We start from the raw sequence: 17,158 nt of genomic DNA, 5'->3' as shown, positions 1-17,158 counted from the left end.
ATGACCAAGCTCGTCAAGATCCAGTTGACCGCCTTCGCGATCCTCGGCGTCATCGCCATGGTGATCGTCGGGGTGAACTACGCGCGCCTGCCGCGGCTCGCCGGTGTCTCGGAGTTCCCGGTCACCGTGCAGCTGAAGGATTCCGGCGGAGCGTTCGCCAACGCCGAGGTCACCTACCAGGGTGTCCCGGTGGGACGCATCAAGTCGATGACGCTGACCCAGGACGGCGTCAACGCCAACCTGATGATCAGCCGGCGCGCGCCGAAGATCCCGGAATCGGCCGTCGCATTCGTCGCCTCCCGCTCGGCCATCGGCGAGCAGTACATCGATCTGCGGCCGACGTCGGCCGCCGGCCCGTATCTGCACTCGGGCTCGGTGATCACGAACTCGGAGATCCCGCGGCCGCTCGAAGACGTGGTGAATTCGGCGTTGGATTTCGCGGAGTCGGTGCCGGTGGATGATTTGCGGACGATTGTCGAGGAGTTGGGCAAGGCGTTCAATGGTCAGGGTGACAATCTGACGCGGTTGGTGACGTCGTTGAACACGTTGTCCAAGGCGGGGTATGACTCGTTGTCGGACACGATTGCGTTGTTGCGGAATTCGTCGGTGGTGTTGGCGACGCAGGCGGATCAGTCGGATGCGATTTTGGCGTGGTCGAAGAATTTGGAGTTGGTGAGTTCGACGTTGGCGTCGAGTGATCCGGATGTGCGGCGGTTGTTGACGACGGGTCAGACGTCGGCGTCGGCGTTGTCGGGGTTGTTGCAGAAGCAGGGTGCCGACATCACCAAGGTGGTCAAGGATCTGGGTTCGGTGAGCCGGGTCGCAATCGCGCCGACGGGCTACTCCACCAACGCACTGCTGGCCATGCTCTCGGCGTTGTCGGCCGGGTCGGCCACCCCCGCTCCCGGTGATGGTCAGATTCATTTCGGTGTGGTGTTGGAGACGAATAATCCGGCGGCGTGTACGCAGGGGTATGAGTCGACGCAGCAGATGATTGATGCGATCAAGCGGAAGAATCCGACGTTTGATGTGAACTATGACGATTTTCCGTTGAATTTGAATGCGCGGTGTACGGTGCCGCAGGGTTCGCCGACGGGGGTGCGTGGTGCGGCGCGGGCGACGTTGGCCAATCCGCATATTGCGCAGCCGTGGGATAGCAAGCCGAAGAAGGATCCTGATCGGTTGGATCTGAATCCGTTGGCCTGGCAGTTGGCCTGGCTGCTCGGCGTACACCCGACCAAGAAGTAAACGGGCCTCGCGGCGGGCGCCGGATTGGCCCCGCACGCGATGCCGCAGATAGAGTGGCGCTGCTATGACTGACGAGAACAAGTCCGACGACCGGCCCGACGTGGAGTCGGAATTCACCGACGCCGCGGCCGACGAGGCCGCGACCGTGGCGGACGCGGGTGCCGAGGCGGTCGACTCCGACGACACCGGTGCCGACGAGACTGATACCGACGAGGTCGACGCCGCCGACGGCGAAGCCGCGGAGTCGCGTGAGCGCGCCGCGAAATCCGGCCCCTCCCGCCCGAACGCGTCGACACTGGCCTGGGCCGTGGCCGCCGTCATCGCGGTCGTCGGCCTCCTGTTCGGGGCATTCGGCGTCTACTCCGCCGTGAAGAGCTATTCGGCCGCGCCGGTCGCCTCGGTGCGCGACTCGGTACTCGAGGCCGCGCAGATCGCGGTCGTCAACGTCACGTCGATCGACCCGAAGGACCCGGAGAAGTTCAAGCAGAACGCGGCCTCCTCGTTGACCGGCAACGCCCTGCAACAGGTGAGCGGTCAGGGTTACCAGGACCTGCTGAGCCGTAAGGACTCGCCGGGCCGCACCCAGAGCCGGGTGGTCCGCAGCGCGGTCACCGAACTCGACGCCGACGCCAAGACCGGCAAGGCGCTCATCGTCATCGAGACCGTCGCGAAGGTCCCCGGACAGCCCGACGTACCCCAGCCGATGACGTTCTCGGTCTCGGTGAAGCAGGCCGACGGTCGCTACAAGGCCGATTCGATCGTTCCCCTGTCCGGCATCGAGCTCGGCCCGCAAGGGGCGAATCCCGTTGGCGGACAGCAGGGTTCGCCGCGGCCGGGTACCGCACCGCAGAACGGTGGTAACTGATGTCCGACATGCCTCCGAAGAAGAAGCGTCCCCGCGTCGCGGGTCAGCCGCGGCCCGGTGCCTCCTCGTCGCAGCGCTCGGGTGCCGCGAAACGGACGGCGGGCACCTCGCGCCGCGCGCCGATCGAACGCCTCGGCTCCGCGGAGTCCGGTGCCGCGAAGACCGCACCGCTCAAGTCCTCGCCCGCAAAGTCTTCCGCTGCCAAGTCTTCGCCCGCTAAGTCGGGAGCGGCCAAGTCGGCCCCGGCCAAGTCGTCGGGAAGTGGCACGTCCGGGACCGCGAAGTCGTCGACAGCCAAGTCGTCGGCCGCCGTCGCCCGGACCGCGCCGCGCGCGTCGGGCAGCATCCCGAAGCCGGCGCGGTGGCTCGCCGTCGCCGGTCTCGTCGGCATCGTGATCGGTCTGCTCGGGTGGTGGCATCCCGGTGGTGCGCCGCGGCACGAGGACGCGAGTTTCGTCGATTCCAAGGCGACCTCCGAGGTGCTCGGCCAGACCGAGTCCGCGGTGTGCCTGATGCCCAAACCGGGTGAGCCCTTTGAGAAGTGGGACCGCAAGACGCGTCAGGTCCTGACCGGTAAGGCCTTGACCGACTGGGAGAAGTCGGTTCCGGGCAACAAGCAGATCATCGATCAGACCAACGCGGCCGGGGTCACCACCGAGTGCCGGGTGCAGGCGATCGGCGTGCGCGACCTGACCGGCGGTGGAAACGGATCCACCGGCCACGTGTTGGTCAACGGCGTCGTCAGTTCGACCGGTGCTTCGAGCGTCATTTTCAGCAAGCAGATGGAAGTCGTGCGCGAGAACGGCCGCTGGCTGATCCGCCAAATCGACTCCTGGTGACCGATTCCAACCCGAAAACAGCAGGTCGCGGCCTCGTCGTCGGGAAAAATCCCGTCCGATTCGCGCGTAACGCTTGACGTGGTGGCCGCGACGGGTCACGCTATTTGCCAAGGCCGCGCAACCTCAGCCAGCGAGTGCGGCAGTTGCCTCTAGGCGCGACTTGACAGAGCGCGCCTATTTTCTGATACAGTTGGACGTTGCGCTGGCTGCCTCCTGTCCATCTTTGATTCGCCCGTCCCGCACGAGTCGTGCTGTCACGAGTGTTTCGCCGTCAGGTCGTCAGACCAGCGACACCGGCGCAAGCCCACCTCGTAGCAGCTAGTCAACTTTCGTGTTGGAAGGACGCATCTTGGCACCCACCCGCCAGTCCACCTCAACCACTTCGATCCCGGGCGCACCTAAGCGCGCTTCGTTCGCAAAAATCTCCGAGCCGCTGGAAGTTCCCGGCTTGCTCGACGTCCAGCTGGATTCCTTCCAGTGGCTGATCGGTTCCGACAAGTGGCGCGAGGAGGCTCTGGCCCGCGGGGAGGAAAACCCCAGCGGTGGTCTGGAGTCGATCCTGCACGAGCTGTCGCCGATCGAGGATTTCGCCGGCTCGATGTCGCTCTCGTTCTCCGATCCGCACTTCGAGGACGTCAAGGCGAGCATCGCCGAGTGCAAAGACAAGGACATGACCTACGCGGCGCCCTTGTTCGTGACCGCGGAGTTCATCAACAACAACACCGGTGAGATCAAGTCGCAGACCGTCTTCATGGGCGACTTCCCGATCATGACCGACAAGGGCAGCTTCATCATCAACGGCACCGAGCGCGTCGTGGTGAGCCAGCTGGTCCGTTCCCCGGGCGTGTACTACGACTCGTCGATCGACAAGGCCACCGAGAAGGTTCTGCACACCGTCAAGGTGATCCCGGGCCGCGGTGCGTGGCTCGAGTTCGACATCGACAAGCGCGACACCGTCGGCGTCCGCATCGACCGCAAGCGCCGCCAGCCGGTCACCGTGCTGCTCAAGGCACTCGGCATGACCGCCGAGGAGATCCGGGAGCGCTTCGGCTTCTCCGAGATCATGATGTCCACCCTGGAGAAGGACCCCACGTCGAACTCCGACGAGGCACTGCTCGAGGTGTACCGCAAGCTGCGCCCGGGCGAGCCGCCGACCAAGGAGTCCGCCGAGGCCCTGCTGGAGAACCTGTTCTTCAAGGAGAAGCGCTACGACCTGGCGCGCGTCGGCCGCTACAAGATCAACAAGAAGCTCGGCCTCACCGACAACCCGATGAACGGCCCGTCGACCCTCACCAACGAGGACATCGTCGCCATCGTCGAGTACCTGGTGCGCCTGCACGACGCCGACCCGCACACCACGCCGCTGGCGAAGGTGGCCGGGCCGGAGGGTCTCGAGGTGCCGATCGAGGTCGACGACATCGACCACTTCGGCAACCGTCGCATCCGCACCGTCGGCGAACTGATCCAGAACCAGATCCGCGTGGGCCTGTCCCGCATGGAGCGCGTCGTGCGCGAGCGCATGACGACCCAGGACGTCGAGGCGATCACGCCGCAGACCCTGATCAACATCCGCCCCGTGGTGGCCGCGATCAAGGAGTTCTTCGGTACCTCGCAGCTGTCGCAGTTCATGGACCAGAACAACCCGCTCGCGGGTCTGGGCCACAAGCGCCGCCTCAACGCGCTCGGCCCGGGTGGTCTGAGCCGTGAGCGCGCCGGCCTCGAGGTCCGCGACGTCCACCCGTCGCACTACGGCCGCATGTGCCCGATCGAGACCCCGGAAGGCCCGAACATCGGCCTGATCGGCAACCTCGCCGTCTTCGCGCGGGTCAACCCGTTCGGCTTCATCGAGACGCCGTACCGCAAGGTCGTCGACGGTCGCGTGACCGACGAGATCGAGTACATGACCGCCGACGAGGAGGACCGCTTCCTCATCGGCCAGGCGAACACCAACTACGACGGCAAGGGCCAGATCACCGATGAGCGCGTGCTCGTCCGTGTGAAGGGCGCCGAGGTCGAGTACGTGCCGGCCGCGTCGGTCCAGTACATCGACGTCAGCCCGCGCCAGATGGTGTCCGTCGCGACCGCGATGATCCCCTTCCTCGAGCACGACGACGCCAACCGCGCGCTCATGGGTGCGAACATGCAGCGCCAGGCGGTGCCGCTGGTCAAGTCCGAGGCGCCGCTCGTCGGCACCGGCATGGAGTTGCGCGCCGCCGTCGACGGTGGCGACGTGATCGTCACCGATCGCACCGGCGTGGTGGAGGAGGTCTCGGCCGACTACATCACCGTCATGGACGACGACGGCACCCGCGAGAGCTACCAGCTGCGCAAGTTCGAGCGCTCCAACCACGGCACGTGCGCCAACCAGCGCCCGATCGTCGAGGAGGGTCAGCGCGTCGAGGCCGGTCAGGTGCTCGCCGACGGTCCGTGTACCGAGAACGGTGAGATGGCGCTGGGCAAGAACCTGCTCGTCGCGATCATGCCGTGGGAGGGCCACAACTACGAGGACGCGATCATCCTGAGCCAGCGCCTCGTCGAGGAGGACACCCTCACCTCGATCCACATCGAGGAGCACGAGATCGACGCCCGCGACACCAAGCTCGGTGCCGAGGAGATCACCCGGGACATCCCGAACGTCTCCGACGAGGTCCTCGCCGACCTCGACGAGCGCGGCATCGTGCGCATCGGTGCCGAGGTCCGCGACGGCGACGTCCTCGTCGGCAAGGTCACGCCGAAGGGTGAGACCGAGCTGACCCCGGAGGAGCGCCTGCTGCGCGCGATCTTCGGCGAGAAGGCCCGCGAGGTCCGCGACACGTCGCTGAAGGTGCCCCACGGCGAGACCGGCAAGGTCATCGGCGTGCGAGTCTTCAGCCGCGACGACGACGACGATCTGCCCCCGGGCGTCAACGAGCTCGTCCGCGTCTACGTCGCGCAGAAGCGCAAGATCTCCGACGGTGACAAGCTCGCCGGCCGCCACGGTAACAAGGGCGTCATCGGCAAGATCCTCCCGCAGGAGGACATGCCGTTCCTGCCCGACGGCACGCCGGTCGACATCATCCTCAACACCCACGGTGTCCCGCGTCGTATGAACATCGGCCAGATCCTGGAGACCCACCTCGGTTGGGTCGCCAAGGCCGGCTGGAACATCGACGTCGCCGCGGGCGTGCCGGATTGGGCCGAGAAGCTGCCCGAGGAGATGTACTCCGCGGAGCCCGACTCGCTCACCGCGACGCCCGTCTTCGACGGTGCGAAGGAAGAGGAGCTGACGGGTCTGCTCTCGTCGACGCTGCCCAACCGTGACGGCGACGTCATGGTCGACGGCAACGGCAAGGCGATCCTGTTCGACGGGCGCTCCGGCGAACCGTTCCCGTACCCGGTCGCGGTCGGCTACATGTACATCATCAAGCTGCACCACCTCGTCGACGACAAGATCCACGCGCGTTCGACGGGTCCGTACTCGATGATCACCCAGCAGCCGCTCGGCGGTAAGGCCCAGTTCGGTGGCCAGCGCTTCGGTGAGATGGAGTGCTGGGCCATGCAGGCCTACGGTGCGGCGTACACGCTGCAGGAGCTGTTGACGATCAAGTCCGACGACGTCGTCGGCCGAGTCAAGGTCTACGAGGCCATCGTCAAGGGCGAGAACATCCCCGAGCCGGGTATCCCGGAGTCGTTCAAGGTGCTGCTGAAGGAGCTTCAGTCGCTCTGCCTGAACGTCGAGGTGCTCTCCTCCGACGGCGCGGCCATCACGATGGCGGACAACGACGACGAGGACCTGGAGCGCGCAGCGGCCAACCTCGGCATCAACCTGTCCCGCAACGAGTCGGCCAGCATCGACGACCTCGCCAACTGATACGACCAGCTACTTTTCTAACTGAGAGGCACAAGTGCTCGACGTTAACTACTTCGACGAACTGAAGATCGGCCTGGCCACGGCCGATGACATCCACAACTGGTCCTACGGCGAGGTCAAGAAGCCGGAGACCATCAACTACCGCACGCTCAAGCCCGAGAAGGACGGCCTGTTCTGCGAGAAGATCTTCGGACCGACTCGCGACTGGGAGTGCTACTGCGGTAAGTACAAGCGCGTCCGCTTCAAGGGCATCATCTGCGAGCGCTGCGGCGTCGAGGTCACTCGCGCCAAGGTGCGCCGCGAGCGGATGGGCCACATCGAGCTGGCCGCGCCGGTCACCCACATCTGGTACTTCAAGGGCGTCCCGTCGCGCTTGGGCTACCTGCTGGACCTGGCCCCGAAGGATCTCGAGAAGATCATCTACTTCGCGGCCTACGTGATCACCGCCGTCGACGAGGAGCTGCGCCACAACGAGTTCTCCACGCTGCAGGCCGAGATCGAGGTCGAGCGCAAGGCATTGGAGGACGACCGCGACGTCGCCCTCAACGAGCGCCAGACCAAGCTGGAGGCCGACCTGGCCGAGCTGGAGGCCGAGGGCGCCAAGTCCGACGCCAAGCGCAAGGTCAAGGATGCCGCCGAGCGCGAGATGAAGCGCATGCGCGACGCCGCCGGGCGCCAGCTCGACGAGCTCGAGGAGATCTGGGACCGCTTCACCAAGCTGAAGCCGGGCGAGCTCATCGTCGACGAGAAGATCTACCGCGAGCTCGAGGGCCGCTTCGGTGAGTACTTCACCGGCGCCATGGGTGCCGAGGCGATCAAGAAGCTCCTCGAGGACTTCGACATCGACGCCGAGGCCGAGTCGCTGCGCGAGATCATCCGCACCGGTAAGGGCCAGAAGAAGCTGCGCGCGCTCAAGCGGCTGAAGGTCGTCGCGGCCTTCCAGCAGTCGGGCAACTCGCCGCTGGGGATGGTCCTCGACGCCGTTCCGGTGATCCCGCCGGAGCTGCGCCCGATGGTCCAGCTCGACGGTGGCCGCTTCGCCACCTCGGACCTGAACGACCTCTACCGTCGCGTCATCAACCGCAACAACCGCCTCAAGCGACTGATCGATCTGGGTGCGCCCGAGATCATCGTCAACAACGAGAAGCGGATGCTGCAGGAGTCGGTGGACGCGCTGTTCGACAACGGCCGGCGCGGCCGCCCGGTCACCGGACCGGGCAACCGTCCGCTGAAGTCGCTGAGCGATCTGCTCAAGGGCAAGCAGGGCCGCTTCCGCCAGAACCTGCTGGGCAAGCGCGTCGACTACTCGGGCCGTTCGGTCATCGTCGTCGGCCCGCAGCTGCAGCTGCACCAGTGCGGTCTGCCCAAGCTGATGGCCCTGGAGCTGTTCAAGCCGTTCGTGATGAAGCGCCTCGTCGACCTGAACCAGGCGCAGAACATCAAGTCGGCCAAGCGCATGGTCGAGCGCCAGCGCCCGGCCGTGTGGGATGTCCTCGAAGAGGTCATCGCCGAGCACCCGGTGCTGCTGAACCGTGCCCCGACGCTGCACCGCCTGGGTATCCAGGCCTTCGAGCCGCAGCTCGTCGAGGGCAAGGCCATCCAGCTGCACCCGCTGGTGTGTGAGGCCTTCAACGCCGACTTCGACGGTGACCAGATGGCCGTACACCTCCCGCTGAGCGCGGAGGCGCAGGCCGAGGCCCGCATCCTGATGCTGTCGTCGAACAACATCCTGTCCCCGGCCTCGGGTCGCCCGCTGGCGATGCCGCGTCTGGACATGGTGACCGGGTTGTACTACCTGACCACCATCAAGGACGGCCTCGACGGCGAATACCGCGAGGCCACCAAGGACGACGTCGAGCGCGGCGTGTACTCGAGCCCGGCCGAGGCCATCATGGCCGTTGACCGCGGTGCGATCACCGTGCAGACGCAGATCAAGATCCGGCTGACCGACCAGCGTCCGACGCCGGAGATCGAGGCGGAGCAGTTCCCCGACGGTTGGGCCTACGGCCAGCCGTGGGAGATCGTCAGCAGCCTGGGTCGCGTCCTGTTCAACGAGTTGCTCCCCGTCGAGTACCCGTTCGTCAACGAGCAGATGCCGAAGAAGCGTCAGGCCGTGATCATCAACGATCTGGCCGAGCGCTACCCGATGATCGTCGTCGCTCAGACCGTCGACAAGCTCAAGGACGTCGGCTTCTACTGGGCGACCCGCTCGGGCGTCACCGTCGCCATGTCCGACGTGCTCGTGCCGCCGACCAAGGGCGAGATCCTCGACAAGTACGAGGAGCGGGCGGACAACCTGGAGCGCAAGTTCCAGCGCGGTGCGCTCACCCCGGACGAGCGTCGCGACTCGCTGGTCGAGATCTGGAAGCAGGCCACCGAGGAAGTCGGTAAGGCCATGGAGGATTACTACCCGGCCGACAACCCGATCGTCATGATCCCGATGTCGGGCGCCACCGGTAACCTCACCCAGGTCCGCAACCTGTCGGGCATGAAGGGTCTGGTGACCAACCCGAAGGGTGAGTTCATCCCGCGGCCGATCAAGTCGTCGTTCCGCGAGGGACTGACCGTCGCCGAGTACTTCATCAACACGCACGGTGCCCGTAAGGGCCTCGCCGACACCGCGCTGCGCACGGCCGACTCGGGTTACCTGACCCGTCGTCTGGTCGACGTCAGCCAAGACGTCATCGTGCGCGAGACGGACTGTGGCACCGACCGCGGCATCACCGTGCCGTTGGGCGAGAAGCAGGCCGACGGCTCGATCATCCGCGACGCGCATGTCGAGACGAGTGCGTACGCCCGCACGCTGGCCGCCGACGCGGTCGACGCGAAGGGCAACGTGATCGTCGAGTGCGGTCACGACCTAGGTGATCCGGCCATCGCGGCGCTGCTCGAGGCCGGCATCGACTCGGTCAAGGTCCGCTCGGTCCTGACCTGTGACACCGGCACCGGCGTCTGCGCCATGTGCTACGGCCGTTCGATGGCGACGGGCAAGCTCGTCGACATCGGCGAGGCCGTCGGCATCATCGCGGCCCAGTCGATCGGTGAGCCCGGCACCCAGCTGACCATGCGTACCTTCCACCAGGGTGGCGTCGGTGACGACATCACCGGTGGTCTGCCGCGTGTCCAGGAGCTGTTCGAGGCCCGCGTCCCCAAGGGCAAGGCCCCGATCGCCGAGGTCTCCGGCCGCATCCGCCTCGAGGACGACGATCGGTTCTACAAGCTCACGATCATCCCCGACGACGGTTCGGAGGAGGTCGCGGTCGAGAAGATCTCGAAGCGTCAGCGTCTGCGTGTCTTCAAGCACGACGACGGCTCCGAGCGCCTGCTCGCCGACGGCGACCACGTCGAACTCGGCCAGCAGCTCATGGAGGGCGCGGCGGACCCGCACGAGGTCCTGCGCGTCATGGGCCCGCGCCAGGTACAGGTCCACCTCGTCAACGAGGTCCAGGAGGTGTACCGGAGCCAGGGCGTGTCGATCCACGACAAGCACATCGAGACGATCGTTCGTCAGATGCTGCGCCGCGTGCAGATCATCGAGTCGGGTGCGACGGAGTTCCTGCCCGGTTCGCTGGTGGAGCGCACCGACTTCGAGTCGGAGAACCGTCGGGTCGTCGGCGAGGGCGGCGAGCCCGCGTCGGGTCGCCCGGTGCTCATGGGTATCACCAAGGCATCGCTGGCCACCGATTCGTGGCTGTCGGCGGCGTCCTTCCAGGAGACCACCCGAGTGCTCACCGATGCGGCCATCAACAGCCGCAGCGACAAGCTCATCGGTCTCAAGGAGAACGTCATCATCGGTAAGCTCATCCCGGCCGGTACCGGTATCAACCGGTACCGCAACATCCAGGTGGAGCCGACCGAAGAGGCTCGGGCCGCGGCCTACGCGGTGCCGAACTACGACGACACCTACTACAGCCCGGACGGCACCTTTGGTGCTCCCGCCGGCGCTGCGGTGCCGCTGGACGACTACGGCTACGGCGACTACAACGTCTAGACGCAGGTTGTAGCGCAAACCCTGCAGTTCAGGACATACCCCGCATCGAAAAGGTGCGGGGTATGTCCGTATCTGCAGGGTTTGCGACGCGGTGCGTGATGGTCGGGAACCGTGGGGTGCTGCGCTGCGTCTAAGGGGCATGACGACGATCAGTCTGGGTGGGGACGGATATCTGCGGGCGCGGGACGCAGCTGCGCAGGGTCTGTCCGTTCGGCAGTTGGACCGGGCCGTATCGGCTGGACTGTTGGTCCGCGTCGGTCGCGGTGTGTACGCGCCGCCGGCGGATCGGTGGCCGAGCGACGCACACCGACTTCGAGTCCTCGCCATGGACAACCCGGCTGGGGCCGTCGTCAGTCACGCTTCGGCGGCGACGTTGCACGGATTGCCGATGCTGCGGCCGGATCTGTCTCGATTGCATTTGACCTCGCCGAGCTCCGATCGTGGGTACAAGCGAAAGACGCGACACCTGCATCCGGGAAACGTCGCTGCCGCCGATGCCGTCGTGATCGACGGAGTGCGCGCGACCAGCGTGGAACGGACAGCCTTCGATGTCGCGCGCACGTCGCCCCAAGGTTTCGCCGGCGCGCTCGCCGTACTGGATGGAGCGCTTCGATGCGGTGCCGACCGCAGTCGGATGGAGGCGCATGGTCGCGAACCCCGGACCGGTGTCGGCGTCGCACGCGAAGCGCTCCGTCACGCGGACGGGCTGGCGGAGAATCCCGGCGAGTCGTGGAGCCGCGCCCAACTGATACTCAACGGGATCCCGATTCATCGTCTGCAGACCGAGGTCTTCGACGAGCACGGTCGCTTTGTGGCGCGGCCGGACTTCGACTGGGTTGACGACGACGGGAAGATCCTCGTCGTCGGAGAATTCGACGGACTCGAGAAGTACGTGAAGTACCTCAAGGCGGGCGAAGACACCGATTCCGCCCTCCGCCGCGAGAAGGAGCGCGAGAGTCGGTTGCAGGACTTGGGGATCATCGTCGTCCGCTGGACCTGGACGGATCTGTGCACGCCGAAGCGGGTTCCCAACCGTGTTCGGATCCAATTGCAGCGCGCCGGTCTCCTTTGACGGGCAAACCCCGCACATTCGGACAAACCCAACACCTCCTACCCGTCGGGTATGTCCGAAAGTGTGGGGTTTGCGGGTGGCCGGCCTTAAGATTGCGCTCTCATCCAATTAGAGAGGCTCTGCCCATGACCCGCACTGCCACCGCTCTTGCCGCGCTCGTCCTCACCGCCGGCGTCGTCGTCTCGGGTTGTTCCAGCTCGACGACCGAGACCAAGTCGCCGGAGGACCTCAAGTCGTCGATCCCGGTGCCGGCGGGGGTGACCCGGACGGTCGGGCCGGACCCGATCGCCAGCAACGGAATCCGCATGCACTACGAAGCGACGGGGGCGCCCGGGCCCTCGATGGTCGCCTACCGCAACGCGCTGCGGGACAAGGGTTGGGCCATGACCACGATCGTCACCTCGGAGGGCGGTACCGGCGGCGGCGCGACCTACGTCGGCTCGCAGGGCAACGCGTACACCGTCGTCGACGGCGGTGGATTCGAGCAGCAGACCTTCATCGACATCTGCGTGTGGCCGGAGAAGCCGGCCGAGCCGAACTGCACCCGCGCCAAGCGATAACGGGGCGGGGCCGCCTACCCTGGGCTCGTGGGCACCTCGCGCATCCTGCACGTCGACCTGGATCAATTCCAGGTGTCGGTGGAGCGCCGCCGCAGTCCGGAACTCGTCGGGGTGCCGGTCATCGTCGGCGGCGAGGGCGATCCGACCCAGCCGCGCAAGGTCGTGACCTGCGCGTCGTACGAGGCACGCGCGCAGGGGGTGCGCGCCGGCATGCCGCTGCGGGCAGCGCACAAGAAGATGCCCGACGCGGTATTCGTCCCCTTGGACACCGACGCGTACGACGAGGCGTCGGCGCAGGTGATGGGCGTGCTGCGCACCTTCGGCCCTGTCGAGGTGTGGGGGTGGGACGAGGCCTATCTCGACGTCGGGGCGCTGGACGCCGGGCGGGCGGCGGGAGTCGCCGGCGACGTCATCTCGGCGATCGCCGAGGTCACCGGCCTCCCGTCGTCGATCGGGATCAGCGACAACAAGCAGCGCGCCAAGATGGCCACCAACTTCGCCAAGAAGCAGCCCGTCGACGACGGGCCGCGGGTGTTCACCCTCGACGCCGACAACTGGGGCGAGCTGATGGGCGGTCAGCCGACGCGCGAGTTGTGGAGCGTCGGGCCGAAGACCGCGGCCAAACTGGCGACGATCGGCGTGAACACCGTCGACGAATTGGTGGCGACGCCCAAGGACGACCTGATCACGACCTTCGGCCCGCACCAGGGGAATTGGCTGTACGTGCTGTGCCGCGGTGGCGGTGACTCGACGGTCACCGAGGAGCCGTGGGAGGCGAAATCGCATTCGCATTCGCGTACCTTCCCGACCGACCTCACCGATCCGGCCGAGTTGCACGCCGCCGTCGACGACCTCGCCGCCCACGTGCTCGCGCAGGTCGTCGACGAGGGGCGCGAGGTCTTCCGCGTCGCCGTCACACTGCGGACCAAGACCTTCTTCACCCGCACCAAGTCGCGCAAACTCGGTGCCGTCACCGTCGACGCCGGGCAGATCCTCCCCGTGCTGCACGCACTGCTCGACGATTTCGAACTCGATCGCCCGGTGCGATTGCTGGGGGTGCGGCTCGATCTGGTCCCGGCCGAAGGTTTGAACACCGAGGCGGACGGGTAATCCGGCCTCGTCGCCCACTGGGCGAGGACGCGAACAGCGACACGGAAGGCAGAGTTGCGGTGGACAGCGATGTCGTCGAACTATCGGTGGAGGCGGTATCCGGGCGGATAGCGGTCGTCCGCAACCTCGTCGAGGCGGTGTTGCTCGCCGAGGACTTCGGCCTCGACACGATCGCCGACGTGAAGATCGGCGTCGACGAGGCATGTACGCAACTGGTCGCCGCGGCACCGCCGCGCGCCCGCCTGCGCCTGCACCTCACCACCGGAGCCGAGTACGCGCGCGTGACGGTGTGCTGCGACATCGACGGCGACGACCTCGATCAGACCGGGTTCGGCTGGTACGTGATCACCTCGGTCGCCGACGACGCCGACATCGCCTATCTCGACGGCACGCACGGCCGCGAGGCGCGGATCACGATGACCGCGCACAGGGACTGATCCGGTAGTGACCCCCGCCGAGGGCGACACCGGGCGCGACGACTACGCCGCCGCCGCACGGCTGCTCGCCACCGCTGCCGCCGAGACCGACGACGAGCGCCGCGCGCAACTGCGCGACGAGGCCGTGGCCGCCTGCCTCCCGTTGGCCGACCACGTCGCGCGACGGTTCGCCGGGCGCGGCGAACCCTTCGACGACCTCGTCCAGGTGGCCCGGGTGGGATTGGTCAACGCCTGCGATCGGTTCGACCCGACGCGCGAGACCGAATTCCTCTCCTTCGCCGTGCCGACGGTGATGGGCGAGGTGCGCCGCCATTTCCGCGACAACACCTGGACCGTCCGGGTGGGCCGCCGGGCCAAGGAGACCGCCCAGGTGATCACGCGCGGCATCGACGAACTCGCGCAAACCCTCGGGCGCTCGCCGCGGCCAACGGAGCTCGCCGCGCACCTGGACCTACCGGTTGACGAGGTGATCGACGGATTGCTCGCGCGGTTGGCGCACACCGCGTCATCGCTCGACGCCCCCGCATCGGATCGGGGTGAGGATGCCGGCCGGCCGCTGGTGGAAACCATCGGCGCCGCCGACCCGGACATGGGGCGCATGGACGATTTCGTGACGATCCGCGAGGCGATGGTCGAACTACCCGAGCGGGAGCGGACCATCGTCGCGCTGCGGTTCTTCCGGTCGATGTCGCAGAGCGAGATCGCCGAGGAGCTGGGTATCTCGCAGATGCACGTCTCGCGCCTGCTCTCGGCGATCCTGCGACGGCTGCGGGAGGCGGTGGGGGAGACCGGCGACGGAGACGGGGCGGGGCCGGGAGAATGACCCCGGCCCCCGGCGAGTGCCGGCCGAAAGGTCAGCGGACCGTCGCGGCGGCCCCGCGTTCGGTGTGGGAACTCCCCTCGGGCAGGGAGCCGGCCGCACTTTCCAGATGGGCGCGCACGAACCACTGGAACTTCTCCAGCTCGGCGGTCTGCGAGATGAAGATGTCTTGGGTGACCGGGTCGGGGTCACCGGTGGCGGCGATCGCCTGGCGGTGCGATGCGATGAAACCGTCGTAGACGATGTCGAGGGCGGCGAGGTGAGCTTGGGCGGTGTCGCGGCTGAGGGAGTAGTCGTCCCACGTGCGCTCGGACTCGATCGCCGACGCGGTGCCGCGCGGCGAACCGCCCAGTGTGGCGATCCGTTCCGCGAGCACGTCGGCGTATCCGCGAACCAACTCGACCTGGGGATCGAGCATCTCGTGGACGCCGATGAAATTCGGGCCGACGACATTCCAGTGGATGTGTTTGAGCGTCAGGTGCAGGTCGTTGAGTGCGCTCAGGCGCTCCTGCAGCGTGTTGATGAGCCCGGCTGCCTCGACGGTGGTGATTCCCGGTGCGGTGAAGGTGGGTGATGTTGGTGTCATGGGGAGGCGATACCCGTGGGGCGCCCCGGCGAAACATCGGTGCGGAGGATCCGTCCGCAGTGTTTCGACGTCGGGAAGGCGGGGAACCCGGTTCGGGCACCAACCCGAGTCAAGGAGGTCAACCATGCCCAAGACGACCCAACGCGGAAACGTGAGGAAATCCGAACTGCCGTCGACGATCGCCCGTTCACCGGAGAAGGCGCAGCGGACCTTCGCCAAGGCCCACGACGCCGCGCTCGAGGAGTATCACGACGAACAGCGCGCCCACCGCGTCGCCTACGACGCCCTCAAGCATTCGTTCGAAAAGGTGGGGGACCACTGGGAGGCCAAGAGCGGCACCGGGCCGTCGGACTCGCGGGCGTCTAGCGGCGGCCCCAATCCGTCCGGGCACAGCGAAGAGGGGGTGAACGCCAACGCGACCAAGGAGCATCTCTACAAGGTGGCCCAGCGCCTCGACATCGACGGGCGCTCGACGATGAGCAAGTCCGAACTCGTCTCAGCGATCAAGAGTGCCAATCGTCGGGCCACCGCGCACAGCCGCAACTGACTCGTCGGTGCGCGACGGCGGCGATCCCGCAGGTTTGATCCGCCCGTCTTCCGGTTACCCAACCACCGATGGGCGACTGAGCGTCCGTCAAACCGACGATCGAAAGGAGTGATCGCTCATGGCAGACAACAACGCCACCGAGACCATCAAGGGAGCGATGGACCAAGCCAAGGGCAAGATCAAGGAGACGGTCGGCAGCGTCACCGGCAACGATGACCTCGCCGAGGAGGGGCGCGCCCAGAAGACGGCCGGCGGGGCGACTCGCGAGGCCGGCATGGAGCGTATGCGCCAGGAGCGGGCCCAGGCGGAGAAGGAAGAATCCCGCGACGAGGACGTCTTCTAGAGCGGCCCTTCTGCAGCGCTCACCAGACTCGCCGGGGAAGTTTCCCCGGCGAGTCTTCGCGGTGGGGCGGAGGTCGGCGCCGTTCGAGTCAGCCGGGAACAATCTCGCCGCGACGGTCAGTCCTCGTCGGCGTCGACCGAGGCGGCAGCCTCGTGGGCGGTCAGCAGCAGGTGGTCGAACCGGGCTCGCGCGGCCGACGGCAGATCGAGGGTGCCGAGCTGGTCGCAGATCGCCGCGGCCAGGTCGCGCACCTTGGTGTTGGTCTCCTGGGAACGCCAGGTGAGCAGGTCGAAGGCCTGTTGATCGTCGAGTCGGTACACCAGGCGCAGCGCACCCTTGGCCTGCTCGATGACGGCACGGCGGTCGACGACCTTCTCGACGCGGTCGCGCACGGCCTGCTCGGCGCCGAGGTCGACCGGCGGCTCGGTGTCTGTGCCGGTGGTCGGCAGCGCCACGTAATAGCCGGTGGTGCCCACCGCCGTGCCGGTGCGGTCGGTGAAGGTGTCGGCGACGACCACGACCGGCACGACCCGGCCCTGGGCGTCGATGACGCGGTGTTGCCCGCTGAACGATTCGCGCGCCGTGCGGACCCGGGTGATGAGCTGCTCGACGCGGTCTTTGTCGTCGGGATGCTTGTGGGCGAGCATCAGCGCGGTCGTGGGCTCGACGTCGGCGGCCGACGAATAGCCGTGAATCCGTGCCAACTCGTCGGACCAGACCCAGCGGTCCTCGTCGAAGTGATACCAGAACTGACCGACGGGAAACGGTCGGGCCGGCTCCTCGGCGGGGTGTGTCTGGGTCACCGCTCCAGCTTACGGAGCCGGGGTGGTGAGCCGGGGGTGGTGAGCCGGGACGGTCAGGCGCGGACGACCAGTGGCCGGGGTTCGGGA

Annotated in this window: 14 protein-coding genes; 12 read left to right on the top strand and 2 right to left on the bottom strand. The window is 66.9% G+C overall.

All coding sequences use genetic code 11. The annotated features are described in order from the left end of the window. The 10 genes from HUN08_RS14890 to HUN08_RS14845 all read left to right on the top strand — a co-directional run bounded on the left by HUN08_RS14890 (position 1) and on the right by HUN08_RS14845 (position 14,795). Positions 1-1,248, top strand: coding sequence for an MCE family protein (locus HUN08_RS14890; protein WP_124248796.1), 1,248 nt, complete (start codon positions 1-3; stop codon positions 1,246-1,248). Positions 1,249-1,312: 64 nt separating this feature from the next. Then, positions 1,313-2,113 (top strand): hypothetical protein, encoded by an 801-nt coding sequence (locus HUN08_RS14885; RefSeq protein WP_165353508.1) that lies wholly within the window; start codon positions 1,313-1,315, stop codon positions 2,111-2,113. Next, positions 2,113-2,952, top strand: coding sequence for a hypothetical protein (locus tag HUN08_RS14880; RefSeq protein ID WP_165353507.1), 840 nt, complete (start codon positions 2,113-2,115; stop codon positions 2,950-2,952). The genes HUN08_RS14885 and HUN08_RS14880 overlap by 1 nt, the downstream gene beginning before the upstream one ends. 349 nt (positions 2,953-3,301) lie before the next feature. Further along, the gene (locus HUN08_RS14875; RefSeq protein WP_124248793.1) at positions 3,302-6,802 is read left to right on the top strand and encodes a DNA-directed RNA polymerase subunit beta; all 3,501 of its coding nucleotides are present in this window, start codon (positions 3,302-3,304) and stop codon (positions 6,800-6,802) included. A 34-nt stretch (positions 6,803-6,836) separates the two neighbouring features. Further along, complete coding sequence (locus HUN08_RS14870) at positions 6,837-10,793, top strand: DNA-directed RNA polymerase subunit beta' (RefSeq protein ID WP_124248792.1); 3,957 nt, start codon at positions 6,837-6,839, stop codon at positions 10,791-10,793. Positions 10,794-10,932: 139 nt separating this feature from the next. Beyond that, complete coding sequence (locus HUN08_RS14865) at positions 10,933-11,865, top strand: type IV toxin-antitoxin system AbiEi family antitoxin domain-containing protein (RefSeq protein ID WP_124248791.1); 933 nt, start codon at positions 10,933-10,935, stop codon at positions 11,863-11,865. A 125-nt stretch (positions 11,866-11,990) separates the two neighbouring features. Next, a complete protein-coding gene (locus tag HUN08_RS14860; RefSeq protein WP_174900940.1) occupies positions 11,991-12,425 on the top strand; it encodes a hypothetical protein in 435 nt (144 codons plus the stop codon). Between the two features lie 27 nt (positions 12,426-12,452). Continuing rightward, positions 12,453-13,535, top strand: coding sequence for a DNA polymerase IV (locus HUN08_RS14855; RefSeq protein WP_165353506.1), 1,083 nt, complete (start codon positions 12,453-12,455; stop codon positions 13,533-13,535). 59 nt (positions 13,536-13,594) lie between these two features. Further along, the gene (locus tag HUN08_RS14850) at positions 13,595-13,972 is read left to right on the top strand and encodes a hypothetical protein (protein ID WP_124248790.1); all 378 of its coding nucleotides are present in this window, start codon (positions 13,595-13,597) and stop codon (positions 13,970-13,972) included. Positions 13,973-14,033: 61 nt separating this feature from the next. After that, complete coding sequence (locus HUN08_RS14845; RefSeq protein WP_301547003.1) at positions 14,034-14,795, top strand: SigB/SigF/SigG family RNA polymerase sigma factor; 762 nt, start codon at positions 14,034-14,036, stop codon at positions 14,793-14,795. A 31-nt stretch (positions 14,796-14,826) separates the two neighbouring features. Here the strand turns inward: HUN08_RS14845 and HUN08_RS14840 are convergent, their stop codons facing one another. Then, positions 14,827-15,378: a Dps family protein gene (locus HUN08_RS14840; RefSeq protein WP_124248788.1), complete on the bottom strand. Its 552-nt coding sequence runs from the start codon at positions 15,376-15,378 to the stop codon at positions 14,827-14,829. 124 nt (positions 15,379-15,502) lie between these two features. On the opposite strand from HUN08_RS14840, the gene HUN08_RS14835 reads away from it, so the two are divergent. Further along, complete coding sequence (locus HUN08_RS14835; RefSeq protein WP_124248787.1) at positions 15,503-15,925, top strand: ChaB family protein; 423 nt, start codon at positions 15,503-15,505, stop codon at positions 15,923-15,925. A gap of 118 nt (positions 15,926-16,043) precedes the next feature. Beyond that, positions 16,044-16,268, top strand: coding sequence for a CsbD family protein (locus tag HUN08_RS14830; RefSeq protein WP_124248786.1), 225 nt, complete (start codon positions 16,044-16,046; stop codon positions 16,266-16,268). Between the two features lie 116 nt (positions 16,269-16,384). Here the strand turns inward: HUN08_RS14830 and HUN08_RS14825 are convergent, their stop codons facing one another. Next, a complete protein-coding gene (locus HUN08_RS14825) occupies positions 16,385-17,071 on the bottom strand; it encodes a PAS and ANTAR domain-containing protein (protein ID WP_124248785.1) in 687 nt (228 codons plus the stop codon). Positions 17,072-17,158 lie beyond the last annotated feature (87 nt).

It is taken from the genome of Gordonia sp. X0973 (genome assembly GCF_013348785.1).
Taxonomy (GTDB): domain Bacteria; phylum Actinomycetota; class Actinomycetes; order Mycobacteriales; family Mycobacteriaceae; genus Gordonia.
This window is presented reverse-complemented; position numbering and strand designations above follow the sequence as displayed.